The 15,915-nt window shown below is 63.3% G+C and carries 15 protein-coding genes and 1 tRNA gene; 15 read left to right on the top strand and 1 reads right to left on the bottom strand.

From position 1 onward, the window contains the following. Positions 1–12 precede the first annotated feature (12 nt). From recQ to AC4P1R_RS10630, 10 genes are all read left to right on the top strand, one after another. Complete coding sequence (recQ, locus tag AC4P1R_RS10675) at positions 13–1,878, top strand: DNA helicase RecQ (RefSeq protein ID WP_492176903.1); 1,866 nt, start codon at positions 13–15, stop codon at positions 1,876–1,878. A gap of 250 nt (positions 1,879–2,128) precedes the next feature. Beyond that, entirely contained in the window at positions 2,129–3,316 is a 1,188-nt protein-coding gene (locus tag AC4P1R_RS10670; RefSeq protein WP_492176902.1) for a glycine C-acetyltransferase, read from the top strand. 33 nt (positions 3,317–3,349) lie between these two features. Further along, positions 3,350–4,387, top strand: a complete 1,038-nt coding sequence (gene tdh / locus AC4P1R_RS10665) for an L-threonine 3-dehydrogenase (protein ID WP_069461429.1) — start codon at positions 3,350–3,352, stop codon at positions 4,385–4,387. Between the two features lie 437 nt (positions 4,388–4,824). Then, positions 4,825–6,879: an RNA polymerase sigma factor RpoD gene (gene rpoD / locus AC4P1R_RS10660; protein ID WP_069461430.1), complete on the top strand. Its 2,055-nt coding sequence runs from the start codon at positions 4,825–4,827 to the stop codon at positions 6,877–6,879. A 359-nt stretch (positions 6,880–7,238) separates the two neighbouring features. Beyond that, a complete protein-coding gene (locus tag AC4P1R_RS10655; protein WP_069461602.1) occupies positions 7,239–7,532 on the top strand; it encodes a GYD domain-containing protein in 294 nt (97 codons plus the stop codon). Between the two features lie 265 nt (positions 7,533–7,797). Further along, positions 7,798–8,367 (top strand): transglycosylase SLT domain-containing protein, encoded by a 570-nt coding sequence (locus AC4P1R_RS10650; RefSeq protein WP_069461431.1) that lies wholly within the window; start codon positions 7,798–7,800, stop codon positions 8,365–8,367. A 106-nt stretch (positions 8,368–8,473) separates the two neighbouring features. After that, the gene (locus AC4P1R_RS10645) at positions 8,474–8,827 is read left to right on the top strand and encodes a DUF1428 domain-containing protein (RefSeq protein ID WP_492176901.1); all 354 of its coding nucleotides are present in this window, start codon (positions 8,474–8,476) and stop codon (positions 8,825–8,827) included. A 131-nt stretch (positions 8,828–8,958) separates the two neighbouring features. Next, complete coding sequence (locus tag AC4P1R_RS10640; RefSeq protein WP_492176900.1) at positions 8,959–9,381, top strand: secondary thiamine-phosphate synthase enzyme YjbQ; 423 nt, start codon at positions 8,959–8,961, stop codon at positions 9,379–9,381. Between the two features lie 15 nt (positions 9,382–9,396). Further along, the gene (locus AC4P1R_RS10635) at positions 9,397–9,804 is read left to right on the top strand and encodes a ketosteroid isomerase-related protein (RefSeq protein ID WP_492176899.1); all 408 of its coding nucleotides are present in this window, start codon (positions 9,397–9,399) and stop codon (positions 9,802–9,804) included. Positions 9,805–10,182: 378 nt separating this feature from the next. Continuing rightward, positions 10,183–10,572 (top strand): hypothetical protein, encoded by a 390-nt coding sequence (locus tag AC4P1R_RS10630; RefSeq protein WP_069461435.1) that lies wholly within the window; start codon positions 10,183–10,185, stop codon positions 10,570–10,572. Positions 10,573–10,962: 390 nt separating this feature from the next. Here AC4P1R_RS10630 and AC4P1R_RS10625 read toward each other — a convergent pair whose 3' ends face one another. After that, entirely contained in the window at positions 10,963–11,739 is a 777-nt protein-coding gene (locus tag AC4P1R_RS10625) for an SIMPL domain-containing protein (protein ID WP_492176898.1), read from the bottom strand. Positions 11,740–11,891: 152 nt separating this feature from the next. Here AC4P1R_RS10625 and AC4P1R_RS10620 point away from each other — a divergent pair. From AC4P1R_RS10620 to AC4P1R_RS10600, 5 genes are all read left to right on the top strand, one after another. Beyond that, a tRNA-Ile gene (locus AC4P1R_RS10620) sits at positions 11,892–11,967 on the top strand. 219 nt (positions 11,968–12,186) lie between these two features. Beyond that, positions 12,187–12,546 (top strand): helix-turn-helix domain-containing protein, encoded by a 360-nt coding sequence (locus AC4P1R_RS10615; protein WP_069461437.1) that lies wholly within the window; start codon positions 12,187–12,189, stop codon positions 12,544–12,546. A gap of 16 nt (positions 12,547–12,562) precedes the next feature. Then, positions 12,563–14,383, top strand: coding sequence for an AfsR/SARP family transcriptional regulator (locus AC4P1R_RS10610; RefSeq protein WP_492176897.1), 1,821 nt, complete (start codon positions 12,563–12,565; stop codon positions 14,381–14,383). Positions 14,384–14,407: 24 nt separating this feature from the next. Next, positions 14,408–14,623, top strand: a complete 216-nt coding sequence (locus AC4P1R_RS10605) for a hypothetical protein (protein ID WP_492176896.1) — start codon at positions 14,408–14,410, stop codon at positions 14,621–14,623. Next, positions 14,623–15,834 (top strand): YcaO-like family protein, encoded by a 1,212-nt coding sequence (locus AC4P1R_RS10600; protein ID WP_492177735.1) that lies wholly within the window; start codon positions 14,623–14,625, stop codon positions 15,832–15,834. Before AC4P1R_RS10605 ends, AC4P1R_RS10600 begins: the two co-directional genes overlap by 1 nt. The last annotated feature ends 81 nt before the right edge of the window (positions 15,835–15,915 follow it).

Raw genomic sequence — 15,915 nt, 5'->3', positions numbered from 1 at the left:
GAATGCGATTCCATGCCTGAAAGCCGCAACACCACCGCCCACCTGTTCGAAACGGCGGGCGCCGCCGATCCCCTCGAGGTCCTTAAACGCGTCTACGGCTATTCCGCCTTTCGCGGCCAGCAGCAGGCCGTCGTCGAGCATGTGGCGGCGGGCGGCGATGCCGTGGTGCTGTTTCCGACGGGTGCCGGCAAGTCGCTGTGTTTCCAGATTCCGGCGCTTTGCCGCCACGGCGTCGGCATCGTCGTCTCGCCGCTGATCGCGTTGATGCGCGATCAGGTGGAGGCACTGAAGCAACTCGGCGTCCGCGCAGCGGCGCTCAACTCCTCACTTTCGCGCGACGAGGCGATCGCGGTCCGCCGCGCGCTGGCATCGTGTGCGCTCGACCTGCTCTACGTCACGCCGGAGCGCGCCGTCACCGAAGGCTTCGCGGAGATGGTCGCCGACACCGACATCGCCCTCTTCGCGATCGACGAGGCCCATTGCGTCTCGCAATGGGGACATGATTTCCGGCCGGAATATCGTGGTCTCCATTGCCTCTCGGAACGCTTTCCAGGCGTGCCGCGCATCGCGCTCACCGCCACTGCCGACCGGCACACGCGCGACGACATCATCGAGCGCCTGGCGCTCGGGAGTGCGCGGGTCTTCACCTCCAGCTTCGACCGCCCGAACATCGCCTACGAAATCGTCGAACGCGACCAGCCGCGCCAACAGCTCCTGCGCTTCCTGTCTCGCTTCAAGGATGCAAGCGGCATCGTCTATTGCCTGTCGCGCGCCAAGGTCGACGACACGGCCGAATGGCTGAACGTGCAAGGCATCCGCGCGCTGCCCTACCACGCCGGGATGGACCGGGCTTTGCGCGATGCCCATCAGGACGCCTTCCTCAAGGAGGAGAACCTCTGCCTCGTCGCCACCGTCGCCTTCGGCATGGGGATCGACAAGCCGGATGTGCGCTATGTCGCGCATCTCGACCTGCCGGGTTCCGTCGAAGCCTATTATCAGGAGACGGGCAGGGCCGGGCGTGACGGGCTGCCCTCCGAGGTCTGGATGGCCTATGGCATGGCCGACGTCATCCAGCGCCGGCGGATGATCGATGAGGGCGGTTCGCCCGAGGAGATCAAGCGCATCGAGCGGTCGAAGCTCAATGCGCTGCTGGCGATCTGCGAGACCGCCGGCTGCCGCCGGCAGGCCATTCTTGCGCATTTCGGCGAAGTCCATCCGGGCGGCTGCGGCCATTGCGACACCTGCCTGAAGCCGGTCGAGACCTGGGATGGGACGGAGGCGGCGATCAAGGCGCTCGCCGCCGTTTACCGTACCGGTGAGCGTTTCGGCGCCGGCCATGTGGTCGATGTGCTGATCGGCACGGTGAACGAGAAGACCGAGCGCTTCGGTCATGTGGACATGCCAGTCTTCGGCGCCGGCAAGGATCTGCCGGCGCGCACCTGGCAGTCGGTTTTCCGGCAATTGCTTGCCGCCGGACTGCTCACCGTGGATCATGCTGCCTTCGGGGCCCTGAAGCTCGAGCCGGAGGCGCGTGCCGTCTTCCGCCGGGAGCGGCAGTTGCTCTTCCGCAAGGACCGGCCGACGTCGGGCAAGGCGGCGCGCGAACAGAAATCATCCGCCGCGCGCGAACGTTCGGAGCTTGCGGGCTCCGACCTCGAACTCTTCGAAAGGCTTCGTTCGGAGCGCTTGTCGATCGCCCGGGAGCTCGACGTGCCGCCCTATGTGGTGTTCCCCGACACGACTTTGATCGCCCTCGCCAAGCGGCGCCCGCGCAGTTTCGACGACCTTCTCGACGTCCCCGGCATCGGCGAGAGCAAACGGGAGAGATACGGCGAGGCCTTTCTTGCGGTGATCGATGCGTTTGAGGATGCGGGGTGACCGAGTGGGTGTGCTGTGACCGTGGAGTCATTCACGGTGCGCCGGTGCCGTGAATGACCTGGAATCGAGGGACCAGAGCCTAGAGGCTGGCGCCAGACGGCGCCCGCTCCAGGCCTCCGCCGCGTCGGCGGCGTGGAAGGTGCTTGAATCCCGCGCAGTTCGCCTCGACAATGCAGCGAGATTTGGCTGCACGTTGTGAGCCGGCGTGCTATTTGTCTAGACAAACGCCTTTTTTTGAAAGCGGCCCATCATGACCTCTGCCTTCCTCTCCCACCTCAGTTCGGAACTCGCTGGCCTGAAGCAGGCGGGGCTCTACAAGTCCGAGCGCGTCATCACCTCGAAACAGTCGGGCGAGATCGAAATCGCCGCGGGTGCCCGGGTGTTGAACTTCTGTGCCAACAACTATCTCGGGCTTGCCGACAATGAGGAACTCGCCGAGGCGGCGAAGAAGGCACTCGATCGTTATGGCTACGGCATGGCCTCGGTGCGCTTCATCTGCGGCACGCAGGAGGAGCACAAGCAACTCGAGGCGCGCATCTCCGCCTTCCTCGGCATGGAAGACACGATCCTCTATTCCTCCTGCTTCGATGCCAATGGCGGCCTGTTCGAGACGCTGCTCGGGGAGGAGGACGCCATCATTTCCGACGCGCTGAACCACGCCTCGATCATCGATGGCGTCCGGCTCTCAAAGGCGAAACGATTCCGTTATGCGAACAACGACATGGCGGCGCTGGAGGAGGAGTTGAAGAAGGCCGCGGGCAGCCGCTTCAAGCTGATCGCCACCGACGGCGTCTTCTCGATGGACGGCATCATCGCCAATCTTGAGGGCGTTTGCGATCTGGCGGAGAGATACGACGCGATGGTGATGGTCGACGACAGCCACGCCGTGGGTTTCGTCGGCAGGCATGGCCGCGGCTCCGCCGAACATTGCGGCGTCGAGGGCAGGGTCGACATCATCACCGGCACGCTCGGCAAGGCGCTCGGCGGTGCCTCCGGCGGCTACACCTCGGCCAGAGCCGAGGTCGTCGACTGGCTGCGCCAGCGCTCCAGGCCCTATCTCTTCTCAAATACGCTCGCTCCGGTGATCGCCGCCGCCTCGCTCAAGGTCTTCGACCTGATCGAGAACGGAGACGCGCTGCGCCAGCGGCTCTCTGCCAATGCGGCGCTCTTCAGGGCCGAGATGGCGAAGCTCGGCTTCACGCTTGCCGGCGAGGGGCATCCGATCATCCCGGTGATGCTTGGCGACGCGGCGCTGGCGCAGGAGATGGCCGCACGCATGCTGGAAAAGGGCGTCTATGTCATCGGCTTCTCCTTCCCGGTGGTGCCGAAGGGGCAGGCGCGCATCCGCACGCAAATGTCGGCGGCGCACAGTGAGGAGGACGTCCGGCGGGCGATTGCGGTGTTCGAGGAAGTGGGCCGCGAGCTCGGTGTGATTTGAAGGGCAGATGATCGGAGGAGTGAGGATCCTGCAATGACCAACATGATGAAGGCGCTGGTCAAGACGAAGCCGGAGGTCGGGCTCTGGATGGAGCGAGTGCCGGTGCCGGAGATCGGTCCGAACGACGTGCTGATCCGCGTCAAGAAGTCGGCGATCTGCGGAACAGACGTCCATATCTGGAACTGGGACCAATGGGCGCAGAAGACCATTCCGGTGCCGATGGTCGTCGGCCATGAATTCATGGGCGAGATCGCGGAAGTCGGCTCGGCCGTCACCAAGTACCATGTCGGCGAGCGCGTCTCCGGCGAGGGCCATATCGTCTGCGGCAAGTGCCGCAACTGCCGCGCCGGCCGGGGGCACCTCTGTCGCAACACGCTCGGCGTCGGCGTCAACCGTCCGGGCTCCTTCGCCGAATTCGTCTCACTGCCGGAATATAATGTCGTCTCGATCCCTGACGACGTGCCGGACGAGATCGCGGCGATCTTCGATCCCTTCGGCAATGCCGTGCATACGGCGCTTTCCTTCGACCTCGTCGGCGAGGACGTGCTCGTCACCGGCGCCGGTCCGATCGGCATCATGGGTGCGATGGTTGCCAAGCGGTGCGGCGCCCGCAAAGTGGTGATTACCGACATCAATCCGGTTCGCCTCGACCTCGCGCGCAAGGTCGGGATCGACTATGTCGTGGACGCCTCCAAGGAAAACCTCGCCGATGTGATGCGCGCGATCGGCATGACGGAAGGCTTCGATGTTGGCCTCGAGATGTCGGGGGCCGCACCGGCCTTCCGCGACATGATCGACAAGATGAACAATGGCGGCAAGATCGCCATTCTGGGCATTGCGCCGGCGGGCTTCGAGATCGACTGGAACAAGGTGATCTTCAAGATGCTGAACCTCAAGGGCATCTATGGCCGCGAGATGTTCGAGACTTGGTACAAGATGATCGCCTTCGTCCAGGGCGGTCTCGACCTTTCGCCGATCATCACCCATCGTATCCGCATCGACGACTTCCGCGAGGGTTTCGAGGCGATGCGCTCCGGCAATTCCGGCAAGGTCGTGATGGACTGGGCGTAAGGAATTCCCGAACCGAAACGGGACAGGAGGTGCTCTGCCGGAATACGCGCGGAGCCCTTGTCTTTTCGCGGGTTGCTCCTACATGTTGAGCGAACGCTGATATGCGGCAAGAAGTCCTGTCAACACCGTTTTTGGCCGAATTGCGCGGTTTTTCACCGGAAAAGCTTGACGGGATCGAAAATTCTGGGAATCACCATTTCAAGCAGAAATGGCGACATGGTACGGCGGATAGGGATTCATGCCAGAAACGACTGAGTGGCAGGACTGTCGAAGCTTGCCCGCTCAACCGCGAACGCTGTCGTGGTTAATTAGGAATTAAACAACATCCCGTTACGTCAGGGGAAATGAATCGGTGGCGGGTACGCGGCGTGCCCGAAACTTCCGAGCGGAATTGGCACCGGGTGCAGGCCGGTTGCGACAAGGAAAGCGACGAATAAATGGCAACAAAAGTCAAAGAAAACGAAGAAGCGGACGTTGAACGCGAAGGTGCGCCGGACGGTCCGCTTCTCGATCTTTCCGACGACGCTGTCAAGAAGATGATCAAGGCCGCCAAGAAGCGCGGCTATGTGACCATGGACGAGCTCAACTCCGTCCTGCCGTCCGAAGAGGTGACCTCCGAGCAGATCGAAGACACGATGGCCATGCTGTCCGATATGGGCATCAACGTCGTCGAGGACGAGGAGGCCGAGGACGTCGCGGGCGGCGATGACGAGGACAGCGCCGACGAGGGCGAGAGCGAGGGCGGCGAACTTGCGCCCTCGGGCGGCACCGCGCTTGCGGCCAGCAAGAAGAAGGAACCGACCGACCGCACGGACGACCCGGTGCGCATGTATCTGCGCGAGATGGGCTCTGTGGAGCTTCTCTCCCGCGAGGGTGAAATCGCCATCGCCAAGCGTATCGAGGCCGGTCGCGAAACGATGATTGCCGGTCTTTGCGAGAGCCCGCTCACCTTTCAGGCGCTGATCATCTGGCGCGACGAATTGAACGAGGGCCAGACGCTTCTGCGCGAGATCATCGATCTCGAGACCACCTATTCCGGTCCCGAAGCCAAGGCGGCGCCGCAGTTCCAGAGCCCGGAGAAGATCGAGGCCGACCGCAAGGCGGCCGAAGAAAAGGAAAAGGTTCGCAAGACGCGCACGGCGGCCAATGACGACGACATCACCAATGTCGGCGGCGAGGGCCAGCCGGTCGAGGAAGAGGAAGAGGACGACGACGAGTCCAACCTCTCGCTCGCCGCGATGGAAGCGGAGCTGCGCCCGCAGGTGATGGAGACGCTCGACCTCATCGCCGAGACCTACAAGAAGCTGCGCAAGCTGCAGGACCAGCAGGTGGAAGCGCGTCTGGCTGCGACCGGCACGCTGTCGCCGGCCCAGGAGCGCCGCTACAAGGAGCTGAAGGACGAGCTGATCAAGGCGGTGAAGTCGCTGTCGCTCAACCAGAACCGCATCGATGCGCTGGTCGAGCAGCTCTATGACATCTCCAAGCGCCTGACGCAGAACGAGGGCCGGCTCTTACGCCTCGCCGAATCCTACGGCGTCCGCCGCGAGGCTTTCCTGGAGCAATATTCCGGCGCCGAGCTCGATCCGAACTGGATGAAGTCGATCAGCAATCTCGCCGGCAAGGGCTGGAAGGAATTTGCCAAGGCCGAGAACCAGACGATCCGCGACATCCGCCAGGAGATCCAGAATCTCGCGACCGAAACCGGCATCTCCATCGCCGAGTTCCGCCGCATCGTGTCGATGGTGCAGAAGGGCGAGCGCGAAGCGCGTATCGCCAAGAAGGAGATGGTCGAGGCGAACCTGCGTCTCGTGATCTCGATCGCCAAGAAGTACACGAACCGCGGCCTGCAGTTCCTGGACCTGATCCAGGAAGGCAATATCGGCCTGATGAAGGCGGTCGACAAGTTCGAGTATCGTCGCGGTTACAAGTTCTCGACCTATGCGACCTGGTGGATCCGGCAGGCGATCACCCGCTCGATCGCCGACCAGGCCCGCACCATCCGCATTCCAGTGCACATGATCGAGACGATCAACAAGATCGTGCGCACCTCGCGCCAGATGCTGCACGAGATCGGCCGCGAACCGACGCCGGAGGAACTGGCGGAAAAGCTCGCCATGCCGCTCGAAAAGGTCCGCAAGGTGCTGAAGATCGCCAAGGAGCCGATCTCGCTCGAAACGCCGGTCGGCGACGAGGAGGATTCGCATCTCGGCGATTTCATCGAGGACAAGAATGCGCTGTTGCCGATCGATGCGGCCATTCAGGCGAACCTGCGCGAGACGACCACCCGCGTCCTCGCCTCGCTGACGCCGCGCGAGGAGCGCGTGCTGCGCATGCGCTTCGGCATCGGCATGAACACCGACCATACGCTCGAAGAGGTCGGCCAGCAGTTCTCCGTCACCCGCGAGCGTATCCGCCAGATCGAGGCGAAGGCGCTTCGAAAGCTCAAGCACCCGAGTCGCTCGCGCAAGCTGCGTTCCTTCCTGGACAGCTGACCGCGGACAATTCAAGACGAGAAAAGCCGGGCCGAAAAGCCCGGCTTTTCTCGTTTGGGGCAGGCGCGCTGCGCCATCTCGCCAACTTGTTAGCTTCCGGCTGCAGGTTTATACTTCGCGGCTTGTAGCAAAGGGCACTGGGTCGCAGTGCACGAGCAGCCGTTGCGCCGCAGGCGTCGACCCCCTTGTCCTCAGTGGTGATCTGGGTTGAAGCGGCTTAGATCATGAATGTCATCGTTTTCTGCAGAAGTTGGAGCGGATAACGGGCCGGCTCAATCCAGCCTGCTCTGCTCCTTCACGAATCGGGGCATCTTTTGCCGCTTTCAATCGAAGGCGGGATGCCCTTGGGAGGTGAAGAGATGACCACATATGTCGTGCTTCTCAATTGGACCGAGCAGGGTATCAAGAACGTACGCGAGTCCCCGAAACGGCTGGACGCGGCAAGGAAGGTGCTGGAAGAGATGGGCGGCTCCTTCAAGGAATTCTATCTCACCATGGGCGAATACGACATGGTCGCCATCTGTGAGGCGCCGGACGATGCCATCGCCGCGCGTTTCGCCCTGACGCTCGGCACCTATGGCAATGTCAGGACGCGGACCTTGAAAGCCTTCCCCGAGGCGGCCTACCGCGAACTGATCGGCACCCTCGGATAGTAAGAGCCGTCGTGCTACTTCGGCCCATCGAGGCGCTGCGCATTTGACGCATCGGCCCGAAATCGTGCCCGATCATCGGGCCGATGCGGGAATTCAGGACCCCCTCAGCATGGCTTGTGCGCTCTGAAGGAAGGACGCACAAGCGACACTGAAAGGCGTTCGCGGCTTACCCGCCGGCTCCCGCCTCCCTTCTTTCGAGTTTCGACTCAATACCGATCCTTAACATTTACGCTTTATCAATCTCTCGCAAACGAGAGGTTCTGCGATGCGTTGCGTTTTTGTCGTCGTCCTCCTGTTGCTGGCCGGCTGCGGAACGGTGCCGAAAAACACCCGGAACGCCTGCGCGGTATTCGAGCAGCGAGATGGCCTGTTCCAGGATTGGCGCCGCGCCGCCAAGAGCGCCGAGCGCGAATATGGCGTGCCCGTGCCCGTGCTGATGGCGACGATCTATACCGAATCCGGTTTCCGGCATAATGCCAGGCCGCCGCGCACCAAGCTCTTCGGCTTTATTCCCTGGAAGCGCATTTCCACCGCCTACGGGTATTCGCAGGCGCTCGACGGCACCTGGGGCCGCTACCAGGCGGAAACCGGGCGCTGGATGGCGCGGCGGACCGACTTCGCCGACGCGATCCGCTTCATCGCGTGGTATCACAACGAAAGCCACCGCCGGAACGGTATTGCGCTCAACGATCCCTACCGGCTCTATATCGCGTATTATCACGGCCATGGCGGCTATGCCCGCGGCAATTGGAGCGATACGGCAAAGGCGGGCGCCAAGCGGGCGTCAGGCATGGCGGCCCTCTACGCGCGGCAATTGCAAGGCTGCGGCAACTGAGAGCTGTCGGCCGCCGCCGTCAAAAAAATAGCGAAAATAGTCGCCGCCTGTCGGAACTGTTCGGCCTCAGCCGTCCTTTGGCAGTCTATCAACGGAGGAAACGAATATGACCTATGTGGATGGCTTCCTGGTCGCGGTGCCGAAGGCGAAAGTCGAGGCCTACAAGGACCTGGCGCGCAAGACCGGCGACGTGTGGATGGAACATGGCGCGCTCAGCTATGTGGAGTGCCTGGGAGACGACGTGCCCTATGGCGAGGTGACGTCGTTTCCGCGCGCGGTGCAAGCGTCGGACGACGAGACCGTCGTTTTCTCGTGGATCACCTACAAATCCCGCGAGGACCGCGACGCGATCGTCGCCAAGATAATGGCGGATCCGCGGCTGCAGGGCGACGAATGGAAATCGATCTTCGACGGCAAGCGCATGATCTATGGAGGCTTCAAGAGCTTCCTTGAGCTGTGACCGTGCTTTCACCTATGGTAGGTTCCGGTTAAGTTGTCGGCAACCCAGACGCTCATGCCGGTCGCCTGCAGGGCAGGCGAGAAGGGGTAGGCGCCGGTTCGCGCGGCGCCTCGAAACAGGATCGACAACAGATGCCGCAAACCGTCATCACCATCGCCACAAGCGGGCAGGGCCTCTACGAGTTCACCGGCGAGGCGGCCGAATTCGTGCGAGGGTCGGGCGTGTCAGAGGGGCTTCTCACCCTCTTTGTCCGCCATACCTCCGCCTCGCTCCTCATCCAGGAAAACGCCGACCCGGACGTGCAGCGCGACCTGCGGGAATTCTTCCACCGCCTGGTGCCGCCGACGTCCGATTCATCCATGCGCTGGGTCGTTCACACGCAGGAGGGGGCGGACGACATGGCCGCCCACATCAAGGCCGCCTTGACCCAGGTCTCGCTCGGCGTGCCGGTGATGAACGGCCGGATGGCGCTCGGCGCCTGGCAGGGGCTTTACCTTTTTGAACACCGCGACAGCGCCCACCGGCGCGAGGTCGTGCTGCATCTCGGCAGTTGAAAACAGGGGGAGACGATGCCTGACGCCCAGACGATTGCCAGCCGCTTCATCGACGCCGTGAACGCGCGGGATTTCGAGACGATTGCCAGCCTCGTCGACGAAGACGTCGCTTTCGACCCGCTCACCGGCCAGCGGATGCTCGGCGTCGAGCCGCTCAGGGCTTGGATCATGAATTATCTCCGCCACTTCGACGAGAGCTTCGAGGACATTGTACTGATGCACGAGGCATCCGGGCAGCATGTGGCCGCCGACACGACCGCCCGCGGCATCTATCGCGAGACCCTGGCCGGCTTTCCGCAGGCGTCGGGCCAGAGCTATTCCATCCCGAGCGTTTTCGTCTTCGAGATCGAGGATGGCGCGATCGTGCGGCTCAGCCACTATCGCAACATCCGCCACTTCGAACGGGAATTGGCGGCCGGCTGACTACGCCGCCGCGCGTCTTCTCAGACGCGCAAGGGTCGCTGTAGCACTTTGAATTGCTGCATGTGTTTGTCTCTAAAGCGCAGACATGCAGTAGGCCCGTCGGACTGCCACGCCCTCGGCTGCCGGGCCGACGAGCGGCGGCAGACAGGAACAAATCCCTATCGCGGCCGTTTCTTCTCCGATCGGAAGGCGCCGGCGTTTGGCTGCCGCCCTTCCACCCCTGCGATTTGGCATGGCGATTATGCCCGGACAGCGCGGCGTATCTGAACAGCACATGAATGGGGGGTTCCGGGAACGTTCAGCTTGTCCGGCCTATAGTCGGCTCAATCGTAGAGATTGACTGCTGAAACGAGACTTTCGCTGCACCGGAGAAATGCCATGAAGAAGTTCCTAATCAATGCTACCGTCGCCGCCGTCGTCGGCTTGACCGGTCTTACCGGTGGGGCCTCCGTCGCTTCGGCCGACTCGCTCGTTTTCGAAATCGGACCGGGCGTCGATGTCCAGTATCGCGACCGCGATCGTAATCGCTGGGGCGACGAGCGCGACTGGCGCCGCGACCGCTGGGATCGTGGCGATCGTTGGGGCGGCCGCCGCGGCCGTTGCGTCCCGGGGCTCGCCATAGAGAAGGCGCGTGACCGTGGCTTGCGCCGCGCCCATATCGCCGACATCTCGCGCCGCCAGGTTGTCGTCGCCGGCCGCCGCCACGGCGACCGTCAGGCGATCATCTTCGCCAATGTCCGCGGTTGCCCGATCATCGGCCGCTGGTAATCCCCTCCGTCCAGTCTCTTCCCGGGCTGACGGAAAAGAGAGCCCCCGACGCTTGGCGCGCCGGGGGCTTTTTTGTACTTCCGCATGCGTTAGGGTCTGCGGCGGTTTACTCTTCTGCTCGGGATTTAACCCGAGGACCAACCTCTCCCCGCAAGCGGGGCGAGGGGACGAGTGCTTGCCTCGTCGTTTCCTCCCGCAGCGGCCTACCGCGTGGAGCGCTGAGATGCCGTCGCTGTGAGGCGGACCGAGGCGGTGCCGCGAGCCCCTTCGCCTCGCTTGCGGGGAGAAGGTGCCGGTCCACACTCCGCAGCTGCAGCGCAGCCGCTGCAGTGGACGGGCAGGCGGAGGGGCGGCCAGCGGTACAACCCATACTCGAAGCGCATCGAACCCCTACTGATTGATCGCGAAGGTCACGTTGACGGTGACATTATAGGCGTTTTCGCCGGTGGCGATCGGCACCTGGTCGGCGGCGGATTCCTTTGCCATGCGCGCGAAGGGCACCGGCGGTTCGGGGCGTGCCGGCTGTTCGGAGAGTTCGATCAGCCGGCCGAGCGAGACGCCGGCGGCTTCGGCCAGCACCCGCGCTTTGCCGATCGCGTCGGCGACGGCTGCCTTGCGGGCCTCGGTGATCACCGCATCCGGATTGTCGTTGGTGAATTCGATGCCGCCCGCCTGGTTGATGCCGAGCGAAACCGAGCTGTCGATAACCTCACCGAGTTTCGTCAGATCCCGCACGCGCACGGTGACGCCGTTGACCACCTGATAGCCGACGAGCTCCGGCGGTCGGTTGCCGCCGTCATCATTCGGCGGATAGTGATATTGCGGATTGATGGAAAAGCCGCTCGTCTGCAGATCGCGATCGGCAATGCCCGCCTGCCGGAGCGCCGCAAGCACCTCCGCCATCGCCTTGTTGTTGGCGTCGAGAGCCTCGCGCGCGGTCTTTCCATCCTTGACCACGCTCAATTGCACGATCGCCATGTCCGGCGCCGTCGTCGCACGGCCCTCGCCGGAGACCTTGATCACCGCCTGGCGGCCGCGGGGCGTATCCACGCGCGCCTTCTCCCCGTTGCCGTTGTCTTGCGCCAGGGCGGCGGCCGCAAAAGGGCCGGCAAAGGCGGCGGCGATGGCGGTGGCTTGCACCGCGCGGGCAATGCGTGTGGACATCATGGATGTTTCTCTCCGGTTGTTTTCTGCCGTCAATCCATGCTTATCGATTGTGTAGGCATTGCGGCAATGGCTTGTCGGCAAAAAGGATTTCGGCTAGAGCCTTTCACGACCCCGCGAATTGCCATTGGTTCGCGGGCCGGCTGACGCCGAAAGGGCCTGTAGCTCAATGGTTAGAGCCGGCGGCTCATAACCGCTTGGTTGGGGGTTCGAGTCCCTCCGGGCCCACCAATCACCAAAAAAATCAGGGTCTTGCCAACTGGTCGGTTAAAAGGTGAGCCAATCGGCCCTGACCCCCTTGTTTCCAGTATGCCATGTCGATCCCCGCCCGAAGCAGCATCGCTGCGACATACCAACCCTGTGCACCACCTAACCTTCGGGTTGCATCCCTCTCCATTTTCAAGCATCCTTCTACATGAGCAGCCAGCAGTTGACGCGAGGAGTCGTCGGATGGGGCGTAGCTTGCCCAATAGCATCGACGTTTTTGTCGGTCGCCGCATTCGGCTTCGTCGCGCGATGCTGGAGGTGGGCGAGGGCGAGATGGCTGCGGCTTTGGGCGTGCCCGTCGGGGAAATCCGGAAATATGAGAAGGGTGAGTCGCGGGTCTCCGCAAGGCGCCTGGAGAGGATCGCGGAAATTCTGGACGTGCACTTTTCCTTCTTTTTCGAGGATGCGCCGTTCTCAACCGGCGGATCGAGCGAGACAGTCAAGCGAGGGGCGGGAATGAGCGGGGCATCAGGCTTCCTATCGAAAGGGCGGCGACGTCCGATCCGGCGGGTCGTGCCGGGTCGTGGTTTTGTGAAGCTGTAATGCCGTTGAGCTTTTCGTGACGGGGTGCGGTTATCATCTTCAGACTTTCGGGGAGTTGCGGCTGACCGATGCCGGCGGCGCGGTCGTCGTGTGCCCGGAGCGCGGTCTGCTGATCCTTGCCTATCTCGCCGCATCCGAACGGGAGGTAGCCTCCCGCGAGAAGCTCGCGGCGCTGATCTGGCCGGAACGGGAAAAGGCCGTCGCCTTCAACAACTTACGCTCGACGCTCTGGCGCATGCGGCATCTGGCGACGGGCGGTGGACTGGTCCTGTCGGCGACGGAAGCGGAGGTGACGCTCGGGCCGGTCACCTCAGATCTCGCCGATTTCGAGGCGCCGAATGGCTCCGAGGAAGACTTCCGCAAGGCGCTTTCGCTCTGGCGTGAAACCTTCCTCGCTTTCGCGGACCTGCCGCCGGGGCGTTATGCGGACTGGGTTGCGGAGAAGCGGCGAGATTTCACCGCCCGGCTTCGGGGGGCGCTGATTGACGGCGAAGGGCGGTTTTCCGATCGGGCAATGCTGCGCACGGCCTCGATGCACCTGCTCGAACTCGACCCGGCGGATACGGCCATTCTCGAAATTCTGGAGCGCGCCAGCCGGGGCCCGTTGCTGGAGGTCGCTTCGCCCAAGGCATTGCTGCCGCCCGGCGCAATTTCCCGCGAGATGCCGGGGGAGGTCAGGGCGCCGGACATGGCCCGGGTGCCGCGGGTTGCGCTGCTTCCGCCCGCCGCCTTCGGCAGCGACCCCATGCTCCACGCCGTCAGCGTGGCGGTGATCGAGGACATCACCATCGGGCTCTGTTCGCTGCGTTCGATGTCGGTCGTAGCACCCTATACGGCCGAGCGCATTCGCGAGGCCGCAGACAAGGCCGCCTTTCTCGAGAAGCACGGCGTCACCTATGCGCTCGATTGCCATATGTCGGATCGGGGCCTTTTCACCCAGCTCATCTTCCTGCCTTCCGACCAGATCGTCTGGGCGGAGCGCTTTCCGGTCTCGCCCGTCGGCCTTCTCCAGCAGCGCGAGCAGATCGCCTTTCATATCGCCCGGGCTGTGACGCATCGGGTCGAGACGGCTCAGGCGGAGTATCTGGAGTATCTGGAGCATCCGGAGGCCTATTACGTCTATTTGGCCGGGCTCAGAAATCTTTCCGGCCTCGGCCTGCCGGAGGTTCGTCGGGCGCGTCGCGATTTTCGCGAGGCACTGAAGCACAAGCAGGATTTCGCGCCGGCGCTGAGCGGCATCGCGCGGACCTACGTGAACGAGTGGCTTTTGACAGCGCGCGCCGACGAAGAGCTCCTGACAATGGCGGAGCAGCACGCGTGGGAGGCCATTGAGAGCAACGATGCTCTGTCCGCCGCCCATCGGGAAGTGGGTGTCGTCAAGCTCTATCGGGGCGATCTGGACGAAAGCCTTTCTTCGCTGGACCAGGCCGAGCAATTGAGTCCGCATTATGCCGACGTGCTCTACAGCCATGCCGACACACTCATACACTCCTCCCGCCCGGCCGAGGCGCTGGAAAAGCTCGATAAGGCGCTTTCGCTTAATCCGCTGGCGCCGGACGCCTATCTCTGGAGTGCTGCAGGTGCCAGCTATAGCCTCGGCCAATACCAGGAGTGCATCGGCTTTGTGCAGAGGATGAAGGACAAGACGCCGGGCGGCAGGCTCGTCGCAGCGAGCTGGGCGATGCTTGGGAACTACAAGAAGGCGCGCCACTACAGAATGCGTGTATTGAAGGCCAACCCGACCTTCGACGTTGACAAATGGCTTGCTGTCATTCCGTTCAAGGAACAATGGCAGAAGGACCTCTACCGTGAGGGGCTGAAGAAAGCGGGATTTTGATCAAAGAGCATGAAGGGAAGCAGTATGGCTAGAGTTGTTGTGATCGGTATCCCGGGGGAATCTGGCCTGTGGCTGGCGGATCTCGGAAACGGAACGGTGAGGGCCCTTAATTCCGTGACGGGCGAACTGGCGAGCGTGAACGCACTTCGCAGGCCGGGGAGCGTTTTCGTCAAGAATGTCGATCTCGCGGTGGCGGTGTCGGCGGCCGACGAGGTTTTCGCCGGTCACATGGACGGGTGATTGATCTCGACATTGAGAAGAGGCCGATCGCGGGCAACAGCTATTCCGACCGGGTGTGCACCCCGGAAGAAACGTTCGCCCGCGTTCGGCCCTATCTTGGCGTCTTCGGCGTAACGCGTGTCGCCAGGCATACGGGTCTCGACAGGGTCGGAATCCCGATTTGGTGTGCCTATACGCCAAATTCCCGTTCCATCGTCGTTGCGCAGGGCAAGGGCCTGACGGATGCGGATGCACGCATATCCGCCGTCATGGAAGCGTTGGAGCGCGCGGTTGCCGGCGAGCCGGCAGTCGAAACGGTGATGGCGACGGCCGACGAGCTCAGCGCCTCGGGGCGGGCCGTCGATCCGCTCAACGCGCTGATCTCCGCGGGGCAGGGGGATCTTCCTCGGGATGAAGCGGCCGAATGGGTTCGCGGCACGGATCTCGTCTCCGGCGGCGACATATTCGTGCCGCTCGGGGCGACGCTTCTCGACCGTACGCGGCCCTCGCGTTTCTGGATGTCCTCCGACGGGCTCGCATCGGGCAACATCCGGGAGGAGGCAATCCTGCACGGCCTTCTGGAGCGGGTCGAGCGCGACGCGCATGTTCTCTGGCAGGTGTCCGGTCCTGATATCCGCCATCGGCAATGCATCGCCCCCGAGGCGCTCGGCGATCCGGCGCTCGACGCGCTCGTCGGCCGCCTTCGCGATGCGGAGCTCGACCTGCGGCTCTTCGACATCACCAGCGACATTGCCATTCCCTGTTTCCTGGCGTTTCTCGGGCCGCGTGGCACGGCGACCGCCGCGGGCCTGCGCTACGTGGAGGTGACGAGCGGTTGCGGGGCGCATCTCTCCGCCAGCCGCGCCGCGATCCGGGCAGTCACCGAGGCGGCGCAGTCGCGGCTCACCTATATCAGCGGCGCCCGCGACGACGTCTATTCCGAGGCTTTCGAGCGGCCGCTGCCGGAATCGACGCGGCGCGCCTTCCTGGCGGTGCCGCAGGCGAAGGCGGTTCAGACTTCCAGCATTGGCGGTGGGGTCGATACGCTGCTGCGCCACGTCATCGATCGGGTGAAGGGGATGGGTGTCGAGCGGCTGATCGCCGTTCCTCTGTCTTGCGACGATCTGCCGTTTTCCGTCGTCAAGGTCTTTGCCCCGGCGCTCGAACACCCTGAGGGCGAAAGAGCCCGCCGTTTCGGCCCGCGGGCCCTGTCGAAGGCGATTGCCTCGTGAGGGGATTTTGCCCCTATCCGCTATCGGCGAGATCTGCGCATCGAACTTTGCGAAAATCCGGTACGATTTTCGGCCGATGCG

Source organism: Sinorhizobium sp. Y406 (genome assembly GCF_058732025.1).
The sequence above is the reverse complement of the archived record's forward strand: the minus strand, read 5'-3'. Positions and strand labels throughout refer to the sequence as shown.

Excerpts from the sequence above, each read along its gene's own strand:
- recQ (WP_492176903.1), top strand. The coding sequence starts at position 13 with ATGCCTGAAAGCCGCAACACCACCGCCCACCTGTTCGAAACGGCGGGC.
- AC4P1R_RS10670 (WP_492176902.1), top strand. The coding sequence starts at position 2,129 with ATGACCTCTGCCTTCCTCTCCCACCTCAGTTCGGAACTCGCTGGCCTG.
- tdh (WP_069461429.1), top strand. The coding sequence starts at position 3,350 with ATGACCAACATGATGAAGGCGCTGGTCAAGACGAAGCCGGAGGTCGGG.
- rpoD (WP_069461430.1), top strand. The coding sequence starts at position 4,825 with ATGGCAACAAAAGTCAAAGAAAACGAAGAAGCGGACGTTGAACGCGAA.
- AC4P1R_RS10655 (WP_069461602.1), top strand. The coding sequence starts at position 7,239 with ATGACCACATATGTCGTGCTTCTCAATTGGACCGAGCAGGGTATCAAG.
- AC4P1R_RS10650 (WP_069461431.1), top strand. The coding sequence starts at position 7,798 with ATGCGTTGCGTTTTTGTCGTCGTCCTCCTGTTGCTGGCCGGCTGCGGA.
- AC4P1R_RS10645 (WP_492176901.1), top strand. The coding sequence starts at position 8,474 with ATGACCTATGTGGATGGCTTCCTGGTCGCGGTGCCGAAGGCGAAAGTC.
- AC4P1R_RS10640 (WP_492176900.1), top strand. The coding sequence starts at position 8,959 with ATGCCGCAAACCGTCATCACCATCGCCACAAGCGGGCAGGGCCTCTAC.
- AC4P1R_RS10635 (WP_492176899.1), top strand. The coding sequence starts at position 9,397 with ATGCCTGACGCCCAGACGATTGCCAGCCGCTTCATCGACGCCGTGAAC.
- AC4P1R_RS10630 (WP_069461435.1), top strand. The coding sequence starts at position 10,183 with ATGAAGAAGTTCCTAATCAATGCTACCGTCGCCGCCGTCGTCGGCTTG.
- AC4P1R_RS10625 (WP_492176898.1), bottom strand. The coding sequence starts at position 11,739 with ATGATGTCCACACGCATTGCCCGCGCGGTGCAAGCCACCGCCATCGCC.
- AC4P1R_RS10615 (WP_069461437.1), top strand. The coding sequence starts at position 12,187 with ATGGGGCGTAGCTTGCCCAATAGCATCGACGTTTTTGTCGGTCGCCGC.
- AC4P1R_RS10605 (WP_492176896.1), top strand. The coding sequence starts at position 14,408 with ATGGCTAGAGTTGTTGTGATCGGTATCCCGGGGGAATCTGGCCTGTGG.